The sequence below is a fragment of the Binatus sp. (SeqCode) genome, assembly GCF_050013435.1.
In the GTDB taxonomy this organism is placed as follows: Bacteria; Desulfobacterota; Binatia; order Binatales; family Binataceae; genus Binatus.
The window spans coordinates 1-19,566 of sequence record NZ_JBEKFG010000017.1 but is presented as its reverse complement, the minus strand read 5'-3'; the positions used below and the strand labels follow the sequence as shown (position 1 = coordinate 19,566).

General features: G+C 63.1%; 17 protein-coding genes. 11 read left to right on the top strand and 6 right to left on the bottom strand.

Annotated features, from left to right (window positions below):
* Positions 1-14 precede the first annotated feature (14 nt).
* From ABSB13_RS05345 to ABSB13_RS05335, 3 genes are all read left to right on the top strand, one after another.
* A complete protein-coding gene (locus ABSB13_RS05345) occupies positions 15-308 on the top strand; it encodes an acylphosphatase (protein ID WP_428106159.1) in 294 nt (97 codons plus the stop codon).
* Between the two features lie 140 nt (positions 309-448).
* The gene (locus ABSB13_RS05340; protein WP_428106156.1) at positions 449-2,338 is read left to right on the top strand and encodes a 2-oxoacid:acceptor oxidoreductase subunit alpha; all 1,890 of its coding nucleotides are present in this window, start codon (positions 449-451) and stop codon (positions 2,336-2,338) included.
* A 6-nt stretch (positions 2,339-2,344) separates the two neighbouring features.
* The gene (locus ABSB13_RS05335) at positions 2,345-3,343 is read left to right on the top strand and encodes a 2-oxoacid:ferredoxin oxidoreductase subunit beta (protein WP_428106155.1); all 999 of its coding nucleotides are present in this window, start codon (positions 2,345-2,347) and stop codon (positions 3,341-3,343) included.
* A 98-nt stretch (positions 3,344-3,441) separates the two neighbouring features.
* On the opposite strand, the gene ABSB13_RS05330 is transcribed toward ABSB13_RS05335, so the two are convergent.
* The 3 genes from ABSB13_RS05330 to ABSB13_RS05320 form a co-directional block, all read right to left on the bottom strand.
* A complete protein-coding gene (locus ABSB13_RS05330; RefSeq protein WP_428106154.1) occupies positions 3,442-4,179 on the bottom strand; it encodes an SDR family oxidoreductase in 738 nt (245 codons plus the stop codon).
* A gap of 25 nt (positions 4,180-4,204) precedes the next feature.
* Positions 4,205-5,593, bottom strand: a complete 1,389-nt coding sequence (locus tag ABSB13_RS05325) for an FAD-binding protein (RefSeq protein WP_428106152.1) — start codon at positions 5,591-5,593, stop codon at positions 4,205-4,207.
* A 178-nt stretch (positions 5,594-5,771) separates the two neighbouring features.
* Positions 5,772-7,106: an MFS transporter gene (locus ABSB13_RS05320; protein ID WP_428106150.1), complete on the bottom strand. Its 1,335-nt coding sequence runs from the start codon at positions 7,104-7,106 to the stop codon at positions 5,772-5,774.
* 515 nt (positions 7,107-7,621) lie between these two features.
* On the opposite strand from ABSB13_RS05320, the gene ABSB13_RS05315 reads away from it, so the two are divergent.
* Positions 7,622-10,645 carry a hypothetical protein gene (locus tag ABSB13_RS05315; RefSeq protein WP_428106149.1) on the top strand — a complete coding sequence of 1,008 codons (3,024 nt, stop codon included), beginning with the start codon at positions 7,622-7,624 and terminating at the stop codon, positions 10,643-10,645.
* A gap of 162 nt (positions 10,646-10,807) precedes the next feature.
* Here ABSB13_RS05315 and ABSB13_RS05310 read toward each other — a convergent pair whose 3' ends face one another.
* From ABSB13_RS05310 to ABSB13_RS05300, 3 genes are all read right to left on the bottom strand, one after another.
* Positions 10,808-12,010: an acyl-CoA dehydrogenase gene (locus tag ABSB13_RS05310; protein WP_428106146.1), complete on the bottom strand. Its 1,203-nt coding sequence runs from the start codon at positions 12,008-12,010 to the stop codon at positions 10,808-10,810.
* 112 nt (positions 12,011-12,122) lie between these two features.
* Positions 12,123-12,575: a GNAT family N-acetyltransferase gene (locus tag ABSB13_RS05305; protein ID WP_428106145.1), complete on the bottom strand. Its 453-nt coding sequence runs from the start codon at positions 12,573-12,575 to the stop codon at positions 12,123-12,125.
* Positions 12,572-13,297 carry a pyridoxamine 5'-phosphate oxidase family protein gene (locus tag ABSB13_RS05300; protein WP_428106143.1) on the bottom strand — a complete coding sequence of 242 codons (726 nt, stop codon included), beginning with the start codon at positions 13,295-13,297 and terminating at the stop codon, positions 12,572-12,574. Before ABSB13_RS05300 ends, ABSB13_RS05305 begins: the two co-directional genes overlap by 4 nt.
* A 31-nt stretch (positions 13,298-13,328) precedes the next feature.
* On the opposite strand from ABSB13_RS05300, the gene ABSB13_RS05295 reads away from it, so the two are divergent.
* The 7 genes from ABSB13_RS05295 to ABSB13_RS05265 form a co-directional block, all read left to right on the top strand.
* Positions 13,329-14,657, top strand: a complete 1,329-nt coding sequence (locus tag ABSB13_RS05295) for an aminotransferase class I/II-fold pyridoxal phosphate-dependent enzyme (protein WP_428106140.1) — start codon at positions 13,329-13,331, stop codon at positions 14,655-14,657.
* 333 nt (positions 14,658-14,990) lie between these two features.
* Positions 14,991-15,857 carry an NAD(P)-dependent oxidoreductase gene (locus tag ABSB13_RS05290; protein ID WP_428106138.1) on the top strand — a complete coding sequence of 289 codons (867 nt, stop codon included), beginning with the start codon at positions 14,991-14,993 and terminating at the stop codon, positions 15,855-15,857.
* Between the two features lie 35 nt (positions 15,858-15,892).
* Entirely contained in the window at positions 15,893-16,708 is an 816-nt protein-coding gene (locus tag ABSB13_RS05285; RefSeq protein WP_428106136.1) for an enoyl-CoA hydratase, read from the top strand.
* 197 nt (positions 16,709-16,905) lie between these two features.
* Entirely contained in the window at positions 16,906-17,706 is an 801-nt protein-coding gene (locus ABSB13_RS05280; protein WP_428106134.1) for an enoyl-CoA hydratase/isomerase family protein, read from the top strand.
* Positions 17,707-17,776: 70 nt separating this feature from the next.
* The gene (locus tag ABSB13_RS05275) at positions 17,777-18,196 is read left to right on the top strand and encodes a pyridoxamine 5'-phosphate oxidase family protein (RefSeq protein ID WP_428106132.1); all 420 of its coding nucleotides are present in this window, start codon (positions 17,777-17,779) and stop codon (positions 18,194-18,196) included.
* Between the two features lie 69 nt (positions 18,197-18,265).
* The gene (locus ABSB13_RS05270) at positions 18,266-19,315 is read left to right on the top strand and encodes an Mrp/NBP35 family ATP-binding protein (protein WP_428106131.1); all 1,050 of its coding nucleotides are present in this window, start codon (positions 18,266-18,268) and stop codon (positions 19,313-19,315) included.
* 127 nt (positions 19,316-19,442) lie between these two features.
* Positions 19,443-19,566 (top strand): 4Fe-4S binding protein (locus ABSB13_RS05265; protein WP_428106217.1); only part of this gene is annotated, 124 nt, incomplete at its 3' end.

Here is a 19,566-nt window from a genome sequence, read left to right as displayed (position 1 = left end):
GAGCCTCGGCTTTCATGACGACGCAAAACCAGGCGGGGCGCGCGAGGCTGCATCTGATAGTCAGCGGGCGGGTACAGGGTGTCGGCTTTCGATTCTCGGCTTGCGACGAGGCGAAGGATCTCGCGCTTGCCGGATGGGTGCGCAATATCCCAAGCGGCGAGGTCGAAATCGTCGCGGAAGGCAGCAGGGAGAGTTTGCAGATGCTGGTGGCGTGGGCACACCTGGGCACGTCGTCAGCGCACGTAACTGAGGTACGCGAAGACTGGCTGGATTTTACCGGTGAGTTCACCGAGTTTCGGATCCGCTGAGCGGGCGAGCAAAAAATGAGGGCTTTTATCGATCGGTTAGATTAGCTATGCTTTAAATCCGCGTGTTCGAATATTTGCAATGCTTCGAGACATCGGAGTGATTTTCAATCAAGCTCTAACCACAAGGAGATTGGACTGAGATGGCTGTACCACCTGAGGCGGCTGAGCAAGCTGCCGAGTCGCATGAATCCGCCGCACCCAAGCCGCATCTGAAGCGCGACCAGATCGTTATCCGGTTTGCGGGCGACTCGGGCGATGGAATGCAGTTGACTGGGATGCAATTCACGTCCGAATCGGCGCTGGCCGGTAACGATATCGCCACGCTGCCCGACTATCCCGCTGAAATCCGCGCGCCGCAGGGAACGCTGGCCGGGGTCAGCGGCTTTCAGTTGAATTTTTCAAGCAACGAGGTCTTCACCCCCGGCGACGAACCCAACGTGCTGGTCGCGATGAATCCCGCGGCACTGAGGACCAACCTCGAGGATCTTCAGCCCAACGCCGTGATCATCGTGGACTCCGAGGCGTTCAACGAATCCAACATCAAGCGCGCCGGCTACACCAGCAATCCCCTGACGGATCATTCACTCGACAAATTTCAACTGATCCAAGTCGATGTGACCAAGCTCACGGCGCTGGCGGTGCACGGGCTGGGGCTCAATAATCGCGCGGCGTTCCGATGCCGCAACATGTTCGTGCTCGGGATGCTGTCGTGGCTGTTTCAGCGGCCGATCAACGCCACGATCGAGTCCCTCAAGAGCCGGTTCAAGAAGGTGCCCGAACTGCTCGAGGCCAATATTCGCGTGCTGACGGCCGGGTACAACTACGGCGAGACGACCGAGATGTTCGCGAGCTCCTACGAGGTGCCGGCCGCGCATATCGCCCCCGGCCTCTATCGCAATATCACGGGCAATAGCGCGACCGCGCTGGGTTTCGTGGCGGCTGCGGTAAAGGCAGGTCGTCCGCTGTTTTTGGGCTCGTATCCGATCACGCCCGCCAGCGATATCCTGCACGACCTCTCAGGCTACAAGAATTTCCCCGTCTATACTTTCCAGGCCGAGGACGAGATCGCCGGCGTGTGCTCGGCGATTGGCGCGGCATTCGGCGGCGCGATCGCAATCACCACGACTTCGGGCCCGGGCATGAACTTGAAGGGCGAGGCGATCGGGTTGGCAATGAAGGTTGAGCTGCCGATCGTGATTACCGACGTCCAGCGCGCGGGACCGTCCACCGGAATGCCGACCAAGCCCGAGCAGGCCGATTTGATGCAGGCGATGTATGGACGCCATGGCGAGTCGCCAGTTCCGATTATCGCGGCGTCGACGCCGGCTGACTGCTTCGATTGTGCGTACGAGGCGGTGCGAATCGCGGTCAAGTATATGACCCCGGTGATCCTGCTCACCGACGGCCAGTTGGCCAACGGCGCCGAGCCGTGGCTGCTGCCCGACCCGGACAAGCTGGCGCCGATCAAAGTTGAATTCGCGACCAACCCGGAGGGCTTCCTGCCCTACGCCCGCGACGCGGAAACGCTGTCGCGTCCGTGGGCGGTGCCGGGGACCAAGGGTCTCGAGCATCGCATCGGAGGACTGTCGGGCGAAAACCTGACCGGCAACGTGAGCCATTCGCCAGCCAACAACGAGCTGATGGTGCGGACGCGGGCGCGCAAGGTTGCGGGTATCGCACGCGAGATTCCGCCGATCGAAGTGTTCGGCGATGCCAGCGGCGGCGACCTGGTCGTGCTCGGATGGGGCTCGACCTTCGGTCCGATTCGCGAAGCCGTCAAGCGGGTGCGCGCCAAGGGCAAGAAAGTCTCGCACGTGCATCTGCGCTACCTCAATCCCATGCCCGGCGACTTGGGCGAGACGCTCAAGCGTTTCAAGCAGGTGATGGTCGCGGAAATGAACATGGGACAACTGCTCAAGCTGGTGCGCGCCGAGTACTTGATCGACGCCTTCGGGTTCAACAAAATCCAGGGCCGTCCGTTCAAAGTCAGCGAGATCGAAAACCGCATCAACCGGGTACTGGAGGGCTGATCGAAAATGGCAACCGTTCTTAACCGCAAGGATTTCGTCTCCAACCAGGAAGTGCGCTGGTGCCCCGGATGCGGCGATTACGCGATTCTGGCCGCGGTGCAAAAGACGATGCCCGAGTTCGGCATCGCTCCCGAGAACACGGTCTTCATCTCGGGGATCGGATGCTCGAGCCGGTTTCCGTACTACATGAACACCTACGGCTTCCACACCATTCACGGCCGCGCGCCGGCGATCGCCACGGGGCTTAAGCTTTCACGGCCCGATCTCGACGTGTGGGTGGTGACCGGCGACGGCGACGGGCTGTCGATCGGGGGCAATCATCTGATCCACGTGCTCAGGCGCAATGTCGATATAAAGATTTTGCTCTTCAACAATCGAATCTACGGACTCACCAAGGGCCAATACTCGCCGACCTCGGAAGTGGGCAAAATTACCAAGTCCACGCCGGCCGGTTCGCTTGATTTTCCGTTCAATCCGATCACGGTGGCGCTCGGCACGCACGGGACCTTCGTTGCGCGCTCGATCGACATCGAGCAGAAGCATCTCGGCGAGATGCTCAAGCGCGCACATGAGCATCGCGGCACGTCGTTCATAGAGATTCTGCAGAACTGCAGTATCTTCAACGACGGCGCTTTTAACGATGTCACCGACAAGGCGCTCAAGGCGGACCATCAGCTGGTTCTCGAGCACGGCAAACCGCTCATCTTCGGCAAGAATCGCGACAAGGGAATCAGGATGAACGGGATGCGCCCCGAGGCAGTGCAGCTCAGCGCAACCGTCACAGAGAAGGACCTCATCGTGCACGACGAGACCAATCTGTCGCTGGCGTTCATGCTTGGACATTTCGAGCCTCCTCTGCCGACGCCGGTGGGGGTGTTCTACGCGGTGTCGCAGCCGACTTACGACGGAGCTGTGAACCAGCAGCTCGCGGACGCCAAGGCCAAGCAGGGCGCGGGCGACTTGAGGGCGCTGCTGGGCAAGGGCGATACCTGGACGGTGAACTGATCCGCGAGCATTTCTAGCGAATGCACGAAGGCCCGCGAGCGCATCTCGCGGGCCTTTTTTTCAAGTCCCGGGCTTGCGCAGCCGCTAATCGAAGATTTTCAGAAGCTGAGGCGTTTGAACCGGCTTTCGGGGATGAGCCGGATCGCGCCCATGATGAAGCGCCAGAACCATGGGGTGTACACGACTTCGGCGCGCCTGCGATACGCCGCGTATATCAGATCGGCGGCTTTGGCGGGTGCAATCGTGAGCAGCGCGCCCTCGCGTCCCCAGGTCATTCGAGTATCCACGGTGCCGAGCTTCACCGTCATCACGTGCACTCCGCTGGCGGCCAGCCGCCCGCGCAGTCCTTGCGTAAAGAGGGCGAGCGCGCCCTTGGCCGAGCCGTACACATAATTGCGTGCGCGGCCGCGCTCGCCGGCGACCGATCCGATCACGATGATGAAGCCGGAGAGTTGCTGTTCGAGATGACGGGCCGCCAGCGTAATCAAAGACACGGCGCCGGTGAAGTTCTGATTAATCGTGGCAAGCGCCGCGCCGGGGTCGGTTTGGGCGGCGTCTTCGTCGCCGAGCGTGCCGAAGCATACGACGACGCCGTCGAGTCCGCCCAGCTGGCCTGCGGCGTGACGGATGAACTCATCGTGCGAGGCGAAATCCGACGCGTCGAAGGTCCCGGAAAGAGCGGTCGCTCCCGCGCGAACGCTTACATCTTCCGCAACGCGCCGAACCTCATCGCCGTCGCGGGCGGCGAGGTATAATCGCGCTCCGTCGGATGCGAAGCGCAGCGCGAGTGCGCGCGCGATCGGGCTGGTGGCGCCAAGAATCAGAACTTTTGTCATCGTGCGATAGAGCTTGCGCCGTTTTTCAGGCGGGACACATCCCAAGCCTGCGCGACAGGCTCGACGAGAAGCGGTTGTCGGGATCGGCGACGGCCTTCGCCGCCTGCCAATTGGCGAGATTCGGATACATCGCGCGAAACGTCTCCGCAGAAAGGCGCGCATCCTTGGCCAGGTACACGCGCCCGCCGCGCTTCAGCACCATCGCGTCGATCGAGTCAAGAAATTCCAGCAGTCCTTCCGTCATCGGGAAGTCGAGTGCGAGCGTGTAGCCGGGCATCGGGAAGGAAAGCAGGCCGTCTTGCGCGCCGAACTTCTTGAGTACGGCGAGAAACGATCCGCGCCGGCTGCGGCTGATGGCCTCGAGCACTTCGACCAGTCCCGCGCGGCTCTCGTCGGGCGGCCACACGCATTGATACTGGATGAAGCCCCGTTTTCCATAGATTCGATTCCAGTTCCGGATCGAGTCGAGCGGGTAGAAAAAACTCTCGTAGTCGAAGATGGTGTGGGCCGCGGTTTCGCGATGAAGGGCGTAATAGACCGCGTTGAACGCCTTGACGGTAAACCGATTCAGCGCAAATCCCGGCAGGTCGAACGGAACCATTGGGCTGAGCCGCGGTATCGTGCCCAGCGGATTTTGCGCCAGATTTCGCGGCAGCCGGTCGAGCGTCGCAAAGTTGCCGACGTTGAGCACCGAGCGCCCCAGCGCGCCCATCTGGCTGGCGCAATCGATCCACGCGACCGAATAGCCCCACTCGGCGTCGGCGCGCTCGAAAGCCTCGATCGCGGCGTCGATATTGCCCGCGCGGATCAACTCGCCATCGAGATAAGCGCTCTCGACGCGCCGCATCCTCAGTTCCAGTTCGAGGATGACGCCGGTCAGACCCATCCCGCCCACCGTCGCCCGGAACAGCTCGGCGTTTTCCTCGCGCGAGCATCGAAGCACCTCGCCCGACGCGATCATCAGGTCGAAGCTGATCACGTGCGAGGCCAATGAGGAGTCGCGATGGTGATTCTTGCCGTGCACGTCGGCCGCGATCGATCCGCCAAGCGTGACGAAGCGGGTGCCCGGCGTCACCGGCGGAAAGAAACCGCGCGGGAGAAAGACGTCGATCAACTCGTCGATCGTGACGCCGGCCTCGCATCGCAGGATTCCGGTGGCGGGATCGAAGGAGAGCATCCGATTGAGCCGCGTCAGATCGACGACGCGATTTTGATCGTTCAGCGCCGCGTCACCGTAGGCACGGCCGGCGCCGCGCGCGATTAGCGAGGTTGCGTCGGCGGTCACGACCGCTTGCAGTTCGGCGATTTTCTCGGGGCGGTAGATGTCGCTCTCTGAGAGCGGATAGCGGCCCCATCCGGTGAGTAATGCATGGCGCGGATTCGCCGTCGCGCTGGATTCGCTTCGTTCGGTCATTGTCGTGCGCGGCCGCCTTCGCAGACGGACTGCAAGTATGCATTGAAACTAACAGGAACAAGGGCGCCCGAGAAACAGCCGCGCCCCGCGCGCCTCGGCGTCTAGGTGCACGAGCTCCCGCTGCCCGCCCGCGCGTTCATTTTTCGTGTCATCCCGACCGAACCCCCTTTTGCGGGCCTCAGCCGCCGGAGGCCGCGTGATCGGTTGCTGGGGCGGTTCGAGCGTGCTCTTCAGCCGCCGCATGGCCGCGAGTGAACGCCATCGCGACGATGTAGAGTATCATTCCGCCCAGGGCGACCTTCACCCACTGACCCCATCCGTAATGAACCGCGACGTAGAGCGACAGTGGCGCTGAGATTGCGACCCATCCGCGCGCGACCAGCCCGAAGAAAGCCCACCCGGTCGCTTGCAGAGCGGGGGAGACGTCCTCGAGCGTCTCGGAGAACTGCGCAGCCCACGGCACGTAGCCGATTGCCAGGAAGCATCCCATCAGCGACGCGACCATCGCCATCGTGGCGTGTGGAAGCCCGTGACCGAAGGTTGGAATCCACCACGCCATCAGGATCGAGGCGAGCGTTGCGCCGAAGATTGCGATCGGTTTGCGCGTTTGCAGGCGATCGGAGACCAGCCCCGTCAGCACCAGGGCGCCGAGGTTCGCCAGCCAGAAGTATCCATTCATCTTCGCCGCTTCGGCAGGCGTGTAATGAAACGCCTCGGTGAACATCAACGGCCCGAAACCCTGGATCGCAAAATACAGCGTCAGGTTCGCGCTTATCCCGATGACGAGCAGCCAGACCTCGAAATGACCGAGCAGGCGCCTGAAAGCGTCGCTGGTGCTGGAAGGAAGTTCGGAGGCCGACGGCAGGCGTCCCTCGGCGGCGAGCGCCTGGATCTCAGTCTTCATAATCTTCATGCGCAGTTCCGGACTTAGATCGCACAGCCAGAGCACAATCGGGATGTACATCACGACCGCGAAGAATCCCATTATCCAAATCTGCGATTGCCACGTGTGATAAATCGGCAGCGTCGCTCCCGCTACGTAGTTGGCGAGGAAGGCCGCGCCGACCGGACCGATCGTCAGCAGTCCGAAGGCCAGCGCCCGGCTGAGCCGCGGCGACATATCGCGCACCAGCGCCGCCAGCGCGCCCGCCGTCAGACCCGCCACGATTCCCATCAAGGTGCGCAAAATCACGAACGAGACGATGCCGTTGATCAACACGTTCAGGAACAACAGGCCCGTGACACAGCCGAGACATATATCGATTATCAGGACGCGGCCGTAGCGGTCTGCCAGCGGACCGCCGAAAAACGCGGAGATTCCAGAAATCAGCACGGCAAAAGTTATGAATGCGCCGTACGCGACGTGGCTCAGGTGCAGGTACGGAAGCAGGATTGGCAACAGGGGAGCCAGCTGGAAGTCGTACGCGCCCAGAATCGAAGCGAGCACCGTCAGCAGCAGCAGAGACCATCGATGGGCGCCGCGCGGATATTCAGCGAGCGTTCGACTCGCCACAAAACTGTTCATGCCGTCTGTCCCCATGAGCCTGACGAACGTTGACTTAGTCTCTCTACAACCAGAAGCGCCGCAAATACAAGGCGCATTCCTTCGAGCACCGGTCAAGCACCCGGCCAACGGGCGCATCATGGAGTTTCGGGTCAAGCCCGTCGCTCAGATTCAGCGCAATTTCGTTCCCTGCGTGATCGAGGTGTGACGTGCAGGGCCAAGCGCTGCCTATCATGGGCGAAGGAATACTCAGATAGACGGGGGCAATACTAAATAGGTAATCGACGATATACTCATTATATATTTGGGTCGTATATGTTGTGGGAGTAAAGTGACCACTGGACGCAGGTCTAAGGGGGGTCTTCGCTTTGTCCAGACGTTTTTCGCCATGGCCTCTCGCCGCCGCGGGCGGCTTGCTGCTCGCAGCGGGTCTCGGGGTAGTGCTGTCTCTACCGCAGAGCGCAACGTCGCGATCGGCGCGCGCTAACCGCAACGCGCCCGGATCTCTGCACGCGCGCGACCGGGTGGCGCGCGAGGCATTCCTGCTCAGCCGGCGCGGACTGAACTTTGGAGTGCCGCCCGGTGCGTATGGCGCGGCGATCGCCCAGATGCGCCTGCAGGAACTCAAAGCAGTCGGAAGCGCCAGGCTGGATGCGACGGACTCGCCGCAAGCGGCTGCTTCTCTGGCGTGGAGCGCGCTTGGTCCCCTGCCATTGATTGATGAGATTCCCGCCTTCGGCGGAGTTTCACTGGGGATCGCACTCGCCGGCGCGACGGGACGGGTTACCGCCCTAATCGCAGACCCGACCGTGAGCGGACGGATGTTCGCCGGCACCGGCGACGGGGGAGTGTGGATGCGCGCCAATGCAACCGCGGCATTCGTGCCGATATTCGATCTCGAGCCCACGCTGTCGATCGGCGCGCTCGCGCTTGACACCACCACCAGTCCAAATCCAACGCTCTACGTCGGCAGTGGAGAAGGCAACGGCTCGGCCGATTCATACTATGGCGAAGGAGTGTTCGTCTCGAGCGATCTCGGCACTACCTGGACGCAACTGGGCGCAAGCAATTTCGCGCACGCGTCGATCGCCTCAATCGCGGTCGATACCACGCAGACGCCGCGAACAATTTACGCGGCAGTAACTTACGGCTCGAGCGCGAACCGGGCGGACGCGTCGTGGGTCGAGGGCGATTTCAGTCAAGACGGGCTATGGCGTTCAGCCGACGGCGGCGAGTCCTGGATTCCATATCCCGCGGGAACCTTCGGCGCATGCCCGTACTTCACCAGCGATCCATGTCCGGCGGAGTCAGTGGTGATCGACCCCGCGTCACCGACCACGGTTCTGGTCTCGATTCTCGGAGCCGGCGTGTTCCGCTCGTCGAATTCCGGATTCAGCTGGACGCCCGCCAGCCTGCCCAACTTGAGCGGCGGCGTCGGCCGCGCGAGCGTAGCTGCCGCCGACGGCGTTGCGTATGCGATGATCGGCGCGGCTGACGGTATCGAATTCGCGGGATTCTACAAGTCCGCCAACGACGGAGTCACCTGGACTCAGGCGTCGGTGCCGAGCGCGACGGTCGGCGACACGACTATCGACGGAGCCAACTCGAGCAACTTTTCCGAGTCATTCTTCGACCAGACGCTGGCGATCGATCCCGCCGACACAACCGGCGCAACCATCGTGTTCGGCGGCATCGGAATCTACCGCTCGATCAACTCCGGGACCAGTTGGACCTCGCTCGCGCCGAGCGGTGGAACCCATTCGGATCAACACGCGATCGCGTTCGATCCCGCAAGCGCGCACAGCTTCTTCCTCGGCAACGACGGCGGGCTTTATCGCTTCGACGCCCACACTCTCACCTGGGCCGCCCTCAACGCGAGCATCGGCGTTGCCCAGGCGGATTCGGTCGGTCCTCATCCAACTAACAGCGCCGTGGCTTTGGCGGGATTTCAGGACAACGGCACCGCCCTCTTCGACGCTACGCAGCCGCCGGCGTCGAGCTGGACAGAAGTGGATAACCTCGACGGCGGATCCGCGCTCTTCGACACGGTGAATCCGCTGTTCGCCTATCATACGTTCGCGACCACCTCAGTCGGAGCATGGGTTTCGCGCTCGACCGACGGCGGAGTCACTTTCAACTCCGCCGCTTCGAGTGCGGCACTGCAGACTGCGATGGCGACGGTGGGCGACGACGGCGCGGCCTACTATCCGCCGCTCGCGAGCGATCCGGCCGTCGCCGAGCGCGTCTTGTTTGGCGCGCATTCGGTTTACGTGTCGAATGACGGGATGGCGACCTGGGCGCCGCAAACGACTCAAAATTTGACCGGCGGATGCAACAGCGGCGCTTGCGCGCTCGAGGATCTCGAGATCGCGCCTTCCGACGATACCAAGGCGTACGCGCTCTCGATGGAGACCAGCACGACCTTTAGTCCCACGCCTTTCCAAATCTTCACCACCGACCAGGCCGACCTCCAGGTCAGCCCCAGCCAGCCCAATGGCGCCGAGTGGACCAACAAGACCTCGCAACTGCCGCCAATCGTGTTTCCCAATGCCACGCAGGCGACCGGAATTGCCGTTGACCCCTTCGATTACAGCACTGCCTACCTGAGCCTTTCCGGTTTCACGGCTGCTACCGGTATGGGTCACATTTTCGTGACCACGGACTTCGGCGGCACATGGACGCAGGCCGACGGCAATCCCACCCTCCAGATTCCGCCGCCCGCAGACGCGCTGCCCGACGTTCCAGTGTTGCGATTGCTGGTCGATCGCAACGACTCCACGGCGAACACTGTGCTGGCCGCAACCGACATTGGCATTTTCAGGACGACCGACGGCGGATCGACCTGGGCGGCCTTCAATCTCGGGGTGATTCCTGCCGTCGCAGTTTTCGATATCGAGCAGAATCTGAGCGGTGTAGTCTTCGCCGCAACCCACGGGCGCGGAATATTTGAGCTGAGCGGCGAGGGATCGCCCGGCACGACGCCCACCTCAACGCCTGCCGCCACCGGTTCCGCAACCCCGGCTCCCACACCAACTCCGTCAATCACCGCGACTGCCACCGGCACCCCGTCGCCCACCGCGACCGCGTCGCCCACCGCGACGGCAACTTCGACGCGCACCGCGACGCCCACCGCGACCGCATCGCCGACCGCGACGGCCACGCCGACATCCACTTCCACTCCGACTGCGACCGCGACGCCAACTGTAACAGCGACCTTCACGCCGACGCCGATGCCGACCGTCGCAGCGGCGCTGGATGTCTCACCAAGCTCCGCGACTTTTGCCGCGAAGTTAGGCAAGCAGAGCAAAGCAAAGAAAGTAACCGCGGCCAACAAGGGCACAGTGTCGATAACGCTGATCGGTGCGCAAGTGACTGGCGACTTCGCGCTCTCGAAGCTCTGCGGCGGGGCGCTGAAACCAAAAAAGAAATGCGCCTATGGCGTGGTCTTCACTCCGACCGCAACGGGACTGCGCACCGGCCTCCTCACGGTCAACAACAACGGTTCGAGCGGGCCGCGAACTGTGAGCCTGTCAGGAACCGGGGATTAGCCGCGCCGGGGGATGGCGCGGGAGTCGCTTTCGACAATCCCCAGGCGGCCTTCCATGCTTGGACTCCTTGTTCGAAAAACTCCCCGCTTTCCATTGCCGAAAAAAGAAGGGCGACCCGCAGCCGGGCCACCCTTCGCCGATTAACGCTCAGTTGGAAAGCGACTAGCCCTTGGGCAATCCGAGCACGCGCTCGCCGATGATGTTGTGCTGGATTTCGCTGGTGCCGCCGGCGATCGTCAGCGCCCGCGATGCGAGCATCCGATACGACCACTTGCCTTTGTCCAGCGCATACGGCGCCTTGAATTCCATCTGGCTGTACGGCCCCAGCATCTCCATCGCGAACTTGTTCATGCGCACGTTGAGTTCGCTGTTGCACAGCTTGAGCACCGAGCCCTCGGGCCCCGGCGGCAGGCCCTTGAGCCGGCGCGTCAGTTGCCGAAAGCCCGTGTAGCGCAGCGCAGCCGCCTCGCACGCGAAGCCGCCCAGCTTCTGGCGCACGCTGGTATCTTCCCACGCCGTGTGTCCGTTGCCGCGGATCGTCTTGGCCAGCTCGACCAGTTCCTTGACCTGGGCCATCAGGTCGCGCCCGCCGCCGATTCCCGACCGCTCGAACATCAGCGTGGTGATCGCGACCTGCCATCCCTGATTTTTTTCGCCGATCAGGTTCTTCTTCGGCACCTTCACGTCCTCGAAGAAGACCTCGTTGAAATTCGCGTCGCCCGTGATCTGCACCAGCGGGCGCACGGTCACACCGGGACTGTGCATATCGACCAGGATGTAGCTGATCCCCTTATGCTTGGGCGCCTCGGGATCGGTGCGGACCAGCAGCAGACACATGTCCGCGTGATGCGCGTCGGAGGTCCAGACCTTCTGGCCGTTGACGATAAAGTAGTCGCCTTCCTCGATGGCGCGCGTCTTGAGGCTGGCCACGTCGGAGCCTGCGTCCGGCTCGGAATATCCCTGGCACCAGAGTTCTTCCGCCGAAAGAATTTTCGGAACGTGGCGTTTTTTCTGCTCTTCGGTGCCCCAATGAATGATCGTCGGACCGGCCAGCATGATGCCCAGTCCGTTGACCAGCACCGGCGAGTCAACTTTCGCGAGCTCCTGGTTGTAGATGATTTGCTGCGTGAGCGTCGCGCCGCGTCCGCCGTATTCCTTGGGCCAGCTGATTCCGACCCATCCGCCCGCGTGCATCTTCTTGTGCCACTCGACTCGTCGCTTCCATTCGTCCGGGCTGGCTTCGCTGACGTCTTCGCGCATCGAGTCGCCGGCGTCTTCGGCCTTCCCCTTTGGCAGGTTGGCATGGAGCCAGCTGCGGAACTCCTCGCGAAACGCCTCGTCTTCGGCGCTGAAATTGAAATCCACTAGTGCCTCCGGCGGGGACCGCGTGATGCGCACCTGGCCGCGCCCTCGACGAGCGTCAGCCGGCGGCTGCGATCCCTAACAGTTGTTCTATAGAACAGCCGGTACCGGCCATTCAAGCACGCGAATAGATCTCCGAGTTCACGATTTCCATCATGATCGGCGACGGATTGTCGACCGTCCTGAAGCCGAACTGCGCGTACAGCCCATGCGCGTCGCGCGTGCCGAGACCCCATCGCCGCAGGCCCTGCAAATCCGGATGCGCCATGATCGACGCCATCAACTCCTTGGCAAGCCCGCGTTCGCGGAACGGCTCCAGGATGAAAACGTCGGCGATATACGCGTACGTCGCGAAGTCGGAGATTACGCGCGCGAAACCAATTTGATTGGCGTTGTCGTAAACGCCGAAGCACAGCGAATTTTCGATCGAACGCGCCACCGTCTCGCGCGGGATTCCCGCCGCCCAGTACGAACGCGCGAGAAACTTGTGAATTACATCCACGTCGAGCTTGGACCGATCCGTGCTGATCAGAAATCTGCCCATCTCCATCACCACCATCGCCGTCATGTGATTCTTGCTCCTCGATTCGCAGGCAACCGGTACTCCCTCACGTGCGCCGGAACCGGAGTCGAAGGATCGACCCGCGCATCGAAGATCGGCGTCAACGTATTCGTCGCAATCGGAATCTGGCCCGCCCAAATCGGCAGCGCGTAGTCGGCTTCGTCGTCGAGCGGGTCGCCGCTCCTGAGTTTCGCCGACGCCTCGACGATCGGAATCGACAGAACCGACGTGGCCGCGAGTTCTTTCTCATTGGGATGGCGGATATGCTCCCAACGGCCCGGCGCCACGTGATCGATCAGTCCCTTCATCACGACAAGCTTGTCAGCCGGGTCGCCGATCAAAGTTGCAGCACCCAGAATCACGACCGATCGGTAGTTGACCGAATGATGGAACGCGGAACGCGCGAGCACCAGGCCGTCGATATGCGTCACCGTGACCGCGAGCGGTGTTCCTTCGGCGGCGGCGCCCAGCATCCGGCTCGCCGCCGAGCCGTGAACATAGAGCCGGTCGGCGATACGGACGTGAAGCGTGGGAATCACGTAGGGTTGCGGGCCTATCGCAAAACCAACGTGGCATACCAGCGCGGTATCCAGGATGGAGTAGATGGCGTCGCGGTCGTAGCAGGCGCGCTTGGGGATACGCTTGACGCGGGTGCGGGCGGTGGGCGCGATCGCGCCGGTTTGGTGGGCGGGCTGCGCGTGCGAAAAACGCCCTACTATCTCTTCCATGTCCGTCGCCTCTTTGTTACAGTACGTAACTATGAACGTATCGGTACAATATCAAATCCGCGGACATTCAGGCAACCAGATCGCCGCGAGTATCGAAAACGCAGTTCGAAGCGGCCGGCTTCATGCCGGAGAGCGGCTGCCGACCGTGCGGGCGCTGGCGGCTCGGCTGCGGGTCAGTCCGACCACGGTTGCGGCCGCCTACAACGCGCTGCGCGGGCGCGGGCTGGTGCACGGTTCGGGGCGCCGCGGAACCGTCGTCAACCGCCGCCCGCCGCTGTTGACGCGCGCGGTCTTCCCGCCGCCGGCGCCAGGGATGCGCAATCTGGCCGACGGCGGTCCGGACCCGGCGATGCTCCCGTCGTTGAAACCGTATCTCGCGCGGCTGGACGGAACCCCGGGCAAATACGGAGACGCGGAGAATCGCGCCGCGCTGGTAAAACTTGCCGCGCGGCAATTCAAGCGCGACGCGATCGCTGCGGAGTCGATCGCGGTCGTCAGCGGCGCGCTGGACGCCGTCGAACGCGTGTTGCAGGCCCATCTGCGGCCGGGCGACGTCGTCGCGGTCGAAGATCCGAGCTACACCGGCGTGCTGGACCTGGTTGCCGCGTTGGCGCTGGTGGCGGAGCCGGTCGCGATAGATGACTCGGGGCCGCTCGCCGCGGATTTGAACCGCGCGCTCAAGCTTGGCGCGAAGGCATTCGTGCTGACACCGCGCGCGCAAAATCCCAGCGGCGCCGCACTCGATCGAAAGCGCGCCATCGAGTTGAGACACGTCCTCGCCGGCTTTCCGGAAGTCGTGTTGATCGAGGACGATCACGCCGGTCCCGTGGCCGGCGCGCCCGCGATCACATTGTCGGCAGGCCGCGAGCACTGGGCGACGGTGCGGTCGGTGTCGAAGTCGCTCGGCCCCGATTTGCGGGTCAGCGTGATGGCGGGTGACGCGCTGACGGTGGCGCGAGTCCAGGGCCGCCAGAGTCTCGGGCCGCGCTGGGTCAGTCATATCCTGCAGGATCTCGTCGCGATGATGTGGGCGGATGCGAAGACGCCCGCGCGGCTGCAGACGGCGGCCGACACTTACGCCTATCGACGGCGCGCGCTGATCGAAGCGCTGGCATATCACGGAATCGAGGCGCATGGACGCTCGGGCCTGAACGTGTGGGTGCCGGTCGCGGAAGAAGCGGCGGTGGTGAACGCGATGGCGGCGAAAGGATGGGCGATTCGCGCGGGCGAGTGTTATCGAATCAAAAGCGCGCCTGGAATCCGCGTGACGATATCGACGCTGACACCCGAGGATGCGCGCCGGTTCGCCGCCGAGCTGGCCGACTCGATCCGCCCGCGCTCGCACGCGCAGTCGGCGTAGTAGAGCGAGCAGCCATGACTAATTGAATGCGGAACCCACCGTGGGTTTCACACCTCCTTGGGCAGGGCTGAGCCCTGCACCGCAGTGTTAAGAAGACGCGAAAATCTGCGCAGCGCATCTTTTCGTGACTACGCGATGGGCACGGGTGACTCCTGGCCGTGGCGACGGCAGCGCAGTATTAAGCCGTCGGCAGGCGGCGCGCGTGACAACGTAGCGCGGCCTTAACGGTGAGTGCAGGGGTCACCGCTGCGGGTTCCGCATTCCCTTTTCATCTGGGAAGGGGAACAGTCACAGTTGGTGACGTCTCACTTCTTCGTTTGCGGGGCATTTCGCATGGAAATCGGATGGATCGGAACCGGAATAATGGGCGCGCCGATGGCGCGACGATTGATCGGCGCAGGCATTCGGGTCCGCGTCTTCAATCGCTCAGCCGACAAGGCGCGAGCAATCGCCGCTGACGGCGCGACGGTCGCCGCCGACGCGGCCGCCTGCGCCGCGGGCGCGGATGTGGTGTTTATCATGGTGCCCGACACGCCTGACGTAGAGGCGACGGTCGCGAAGATCGAACCCGCGCTCGTCGCAGGGCAGCTGGTCGTCGATATGAGCACTATTTCGCCGATGGCGGAGCGCGCGATCGCGTCGCGGCTGAAGCCGGCCGGCGTCGATTACCTGGATGCGCCGGTATCGGGCGGCGACGTCGGCGCACGCGACGGCACGCTTGCGATAATGGTTGGCGGAGGCGCGCCGGCGTTCGAGCGAGCGCGTCCGCTGTTCGAGCGGCTTGGGCGGCGAATAACGCATATGGGCGCGTCGGGCGCGGGCCAGATGACCAAGCTTGCCAATCAGATCGCGGTGGCGCTTGCGCTGGAGGCGGCGGCCGAGGCGATCAAGTTCGCGCGGGCCGGCGGTCTGGATGCGTCGCGGGTGGTCGAGGCGATAGGCGCGGGCGCGGCCGGGTCGTGGCAGTTGTCGAATCTCGGTCCCAAAATAATCGCGGGCGATTATCGGCCCGGGTTTTTTATCAAGCTGATTCGCAAGGACCTGCGCCTGGTGGCCGAGGCGGCGCGTGAATCGGGGCTGGCGCTGCCCGGACTTTCGCTGATGGCCTCGATGTTCAACGCGGCCGCGGCGCTCGGTCACGACCTCGACGGCACCCAGGCGGTAGCGGCGGCACTCGACAGATTGGCGGACGTGAAGTAGTACCAGAATCGAACCCGAATTTTTGGAGGCCATAAATGGCAGACCATCTGCTCACGGAACTGAAAGACCGCGTCCTTTATCTCACGATGAATCGGCCCGACAAGCTCAACGCGATGAGCGCCGAGATGATGGGCGGGTTGGTGGACCACCTCAGGCGCGCCGCGACCAATCGCGAGATAGGCGCCGTCGTGCTGACGGGTGCGGGGCGCGGATTCTGCTCCGGCGGAGATATCCGCGGGATGCGCGAACGCAACGAGGGCGCGGGCGCGGGCGCGTCGAGCGCGCCGCAGACGGTCGAGGATCTCGTCGCGGGACTGCGGCGCGGCGAAGACGCGTCGCTGATGCTGCACGAGATGGCGAAAGTGACGATCGCGGCGGTCAACGGACCGGCGGCCGGCGCGGGACTGAGCCTGGCGATGGCGTGCGACATCAGGATCGCGTCCGACGCGGCGCGTTTCGGCACGGCGTTCGCCAAGGTCGGATTCTCGGGTGATTACGGCGGCACCTGGTCGCTGACGCGTCTGGTCGGTTCGGCCAAGGCGCGCGAATTATATTTCCTGGCCGACATGATCGGCGCCGACGAGGCATTGCGAATCGGACTGGCAAATCGCGTGGTGCCGGCGGCCTCGTTCCGCGACGAGGTGCATGCGATCGCGTCGCGAATCGCCAACGGTCCGTCGGTTGCCTATTCATATATGAAGGCGAATCTCAACGCGGCGATCAATCACGAATTCAACGAGCTGCTCGACCGCGAGGCGTGGGGGCAAATTATGACCGGCCTGACCGAGGACCATCGCGAGGCCGTCAAAGCGTTCCTCGAGAAGCGCCCGCCGACGTTCAAGGGCAGATAGGGATCGAAAGGGGCCGGATCCGGGATTCTTCGCTTCAGCAACTTTCGCTCTAGAATGACACGGGCTACCGCTCGCTTTTCTCGTGTCATCCTGAGCGAAGCCAAGGATCTCGCGCGGCCAGCGTGCCCGCGACAACGCCTTGAGTTACGCACCGCTCCCATGCCAGGGAGAGGCTAATTACGGAGGTAAACTCAACGATGGACTTCAAGACGATCATCTACGATGCGCGCGAGCACGTCGCGAAAATCACGATCAATCGCGCCGAGCGGATGAACGGCTACAACATGACGATGGTCGAGGAAATGTGCGCGGCGATCGATCTCGCGCGCCAGGACGACGAGGTCCGCGTGTTGATCATCACGGGCAGCGGACGCGCGTTCTGCGCCGGCGGCGATATCAGCGGCGCGCCCGAGAGCCATTCGCGATTTCACCGGCATCCGATGGGCCACATGCTCGAGATGCGCGAGGGGTTCCATCAGCTCGTGCTGTCGTTGCATCGCTTCGACAAACCGGTGATCGCGGCGATCAACGGCGCGGCGGTGGCAGGCGGCCTGACGCTGGCGCTTTCGTGCGATTTCAGAATCGCGTCGGACCAGGCGCGGCTGGGGGACACCGCGCTCAAGTTCGCGCTGCTGTGCGACGAAGGCGGCGCGTACCTTTTTCCCCGCTTCATGGGATTGGATCGCGCACTCAAGATGACGCTGCTGTCCGAAGTCTACGACGCCCGGACGGCGCTGGACCTCGGGCTGGTTACCGAAGTGGTGCCGCACGCGGAACTCGAGGCGCGGGTGAACGATTTCGCGCGGCGGCTGGCGGAAGGACCGCCCTTGGCAATAAGGCTGGCCAAACGCATGATGTACAAGCAACGCGAGATGACGCTGGAGAATGCGCTCGAGGACGCCGCGCTCAACGTGATGATCACCAATCCGTCCGAGGACGTGCGCGAGGGTATCCGCGCCTTTCGCGAAAAGCGCAAGCCGAATTTCAAGGGCAAGTGAGTTTTTACTTTTTCAATGTTTGACTTTTCACCCGCTGCCAGGCGACGCCGCCACAGGAGATGCCGTCCCCATGCCGATGAAGAAAAAAGATATCGAGAAGCTGCTCAAGAAGCCGATCGTCGCGGTGGTCGCGGTCACGGCGCCTGACGGTGCGCCGCACGCCGTGCCGACCTGGTTCGAGTACGCCGACGGGCAAATCGTCTTTCACACCGGCCCAGAGGCGTTCAAATACAAATGCCTGGTGCGCGATCCGCGCGTGACGCTGGTGGTCGATACCAAGAAGGCGCCGTACAAGACGGTGGTGCTGAAGGGGCGCGCGACGCTCGAGGAAAAGATCGACGACAAACGCACGGAGCGGATGGCGGTCGAGTACCTGGGCAAGAAACTCGGCAAGGCGTATGCGAAGTCGCTCAAGGGCAACAAGGTCGTGGTGGTGAGCTTCAAGCCGGCGCGCACGATCTCGTGGGACTACGCGCAGGAGCGCCCGTAGCGCACAAGCTACGGCGGCGGCATCGCGCGATGCTTTCGACGGGCTAATGCATCTGCGATAATCGCATTAGTGGCACGACAGATAGAAAACGACGCGGTTATCGAGGCGCTGGGACACGTAAAGTATCCCGGCTACGGCGCCGATATCGTTGCGCTTGGGATCGTCGAGGATGCGCGGCCTGCGGATAGCGGCGGCTACGCGATCACGATTCGGCAGGTCACCGAGCGCGACGAGGTGATCCGCGAGCTGGCCGGGAGAATCCAGCATGCGCTCACGCACGAGCTTGGGCTGCCCAGCGTCGAGCTCAGGGTGCATCGAATCGAAGCCGAACTGGGCGAAAAAACCGGCCGGGTGCGGCTGGAAGGCACCAAGCACATAATCGCGGTGGGCAGCGGCAAGGGCGGAGTCGGCAAATCCACCGTCGCGGCGAACCTGGCGGTGGCGCTGGCGCGACTGGGGCTGAGCGTCGGCCTGCTGGACGCCGACATGTACGGGCCGTCGATACCGATGATGTTCAACGCCGGCGACGAGCGACCCAAGCCGGCGGGCGGACAGAATTTCTTCCCGATCGAAAAGTACGGCGTGAAGATGATCTCGATCGGGTTTTTCCTGGGCGAGAAGGCGCCGGTTATCTGGCGCGGACCAATGGTGATGGGAGCGGTGCGCCAATTCCTGATGGACACGCTGTGGGGCAGCCAGGATTTTCTGGTGGTCGATCTTCCGCCCGGCACCGGCGACGCGCAGTTGACGCTCGCGCAGCAAGTCTCGCTCGACGGCGCCGTGATCGTGACGACGCCCCAGGACGTTGCGCTGCTCGACGCGACGCGCGCGGTCAAGATGTTTCGCCAGGTGCATTGTCCGATTCTCGGCGTGGTCGAGAACATGAGCTATTTCGTCTGTCCCGATTGCGGCGAGCGCGACGAACTCTTTGGCCATGGCGGCGGCGAGCGGATGGCGGCGGAGGAAGGCACCCAACTGCTCGCAAGAATCCCGATCTATCCCGACGTGCGGCAGGCCGGCGACGAAGGCGTGCCGATAACGATCGCCAAACCCGAGCATCCCGCCAGCCGGGCGTTCATGGAGCTCGCACGGCGGATTGCAAACACCGCGGGCGGTTGACAACCAACAACCTTAAATGCTTGCTCGGTTTGCCGCGCGTCGATATTGTGGCGCTTCGGTGTAATCGTTTCGTCGCCGCCCGGACGCGGCAACCTGGTTCAACAATGACCGGAATTGGAGCTCGAAAATGGCCACGGTAATAACAGAAGAATGCATTAACTGCGGTGCGTGCGAGCCGGAATGCCCCAACACCGCGATTTACGAAGGCGGCGCGCAATGGGAACTCAACGGCGCGACCACGCCCGCGATCA

Excerpts from the sequence above, each read along its gene's own strand:
- ABSB13_RS05345 (WP_428106159.1), top strand. The coding sequence starts at position 15 with ATGACGACGCAAAACCAGGCGGGGCGCGCGAGGCTGCATCTGATAGTC.
- ABSB13_RS05340 (WP_428106156.1), top strand. The coding sequence starts at position 449 with ATGGCTGTACCACCTGAGGCGGCTGAGCAAGCTGCCGAGTCGCATGAA.
- ABSB13_RS05335 (WP_428106155.1), top strand. The coding sequence starts at position 2,345 with ATGGCAACCGTTCTTAACCGCAAGGATTTCGTCTCCAACCAGGAAGTG.
- ABSB13_RS05330 (WP_428106154.1), bottom strand. The coding sequence starts at position 4,179 with ATGACAAAAGTTCTGATTCTTGGCGCCACCAGCCCGATCGCGCGCGCA.
- ABSB13_RS05325 (WP_428106152.1), bottom strand. The coding sequence starts at position 5,593 with ATGACCGAACGAAGCGAATCCAGCGCGACGGCGAATCCGCGCCATGCA.
- ABSB13_RS05305 (WP_428106145.1), bottom strand. The coding sequence starts at position 12,575 with ATGACGGCGATGGTGGTGATGGAGATGGGCAGATTTCTGATCAGCACG.
- ABSB13_RS05300 (WP_428106143.1), bottom strand. The coding sequence starts at position 13,297 with ATGGAAGAGATAGTAGGGCGTTTTTCGCACGCGCAGCCCGCCCACCAA.
- ABSB13_RS05295 (WP_428106140.1), top strand. The coding sequence starts at position 13,329 with ATGAACGTATCGGTACAATATCAAATCCGCGGACATTCAGGCAACCAG.
- ABSB13_RS05290 (WP_428106138.1), top strand. The coding sequence starts at position 14,991 with ATGGAAATCGGATGGATCGGAACCGGAATAATGGGCGCGCCGATGGCG.
- ABSB13_RS05285 (WP_428106136.1), top strand. The coding sequence starts at position 15,893 with ATGGCAGACCATCTGCTCACGGAACTGAAAGACCGCGTCCTTTATCTC.
- ABSB13_RS05280 (WP_428106134.1), top strand. The coding sequence starts at position 16,906 with ATGGACTTCAAGACGATCATCTACGATGCGCGCGAGCACGTCGCGAAA.
- ABSB13_RS05275 (WP_428106132.1), top strand. The coding sequence starts at position 17,777 with ATGCCGATGAAGAAAAAAGATATCGAGAAGCTGCTCAAGAAGCCGATC.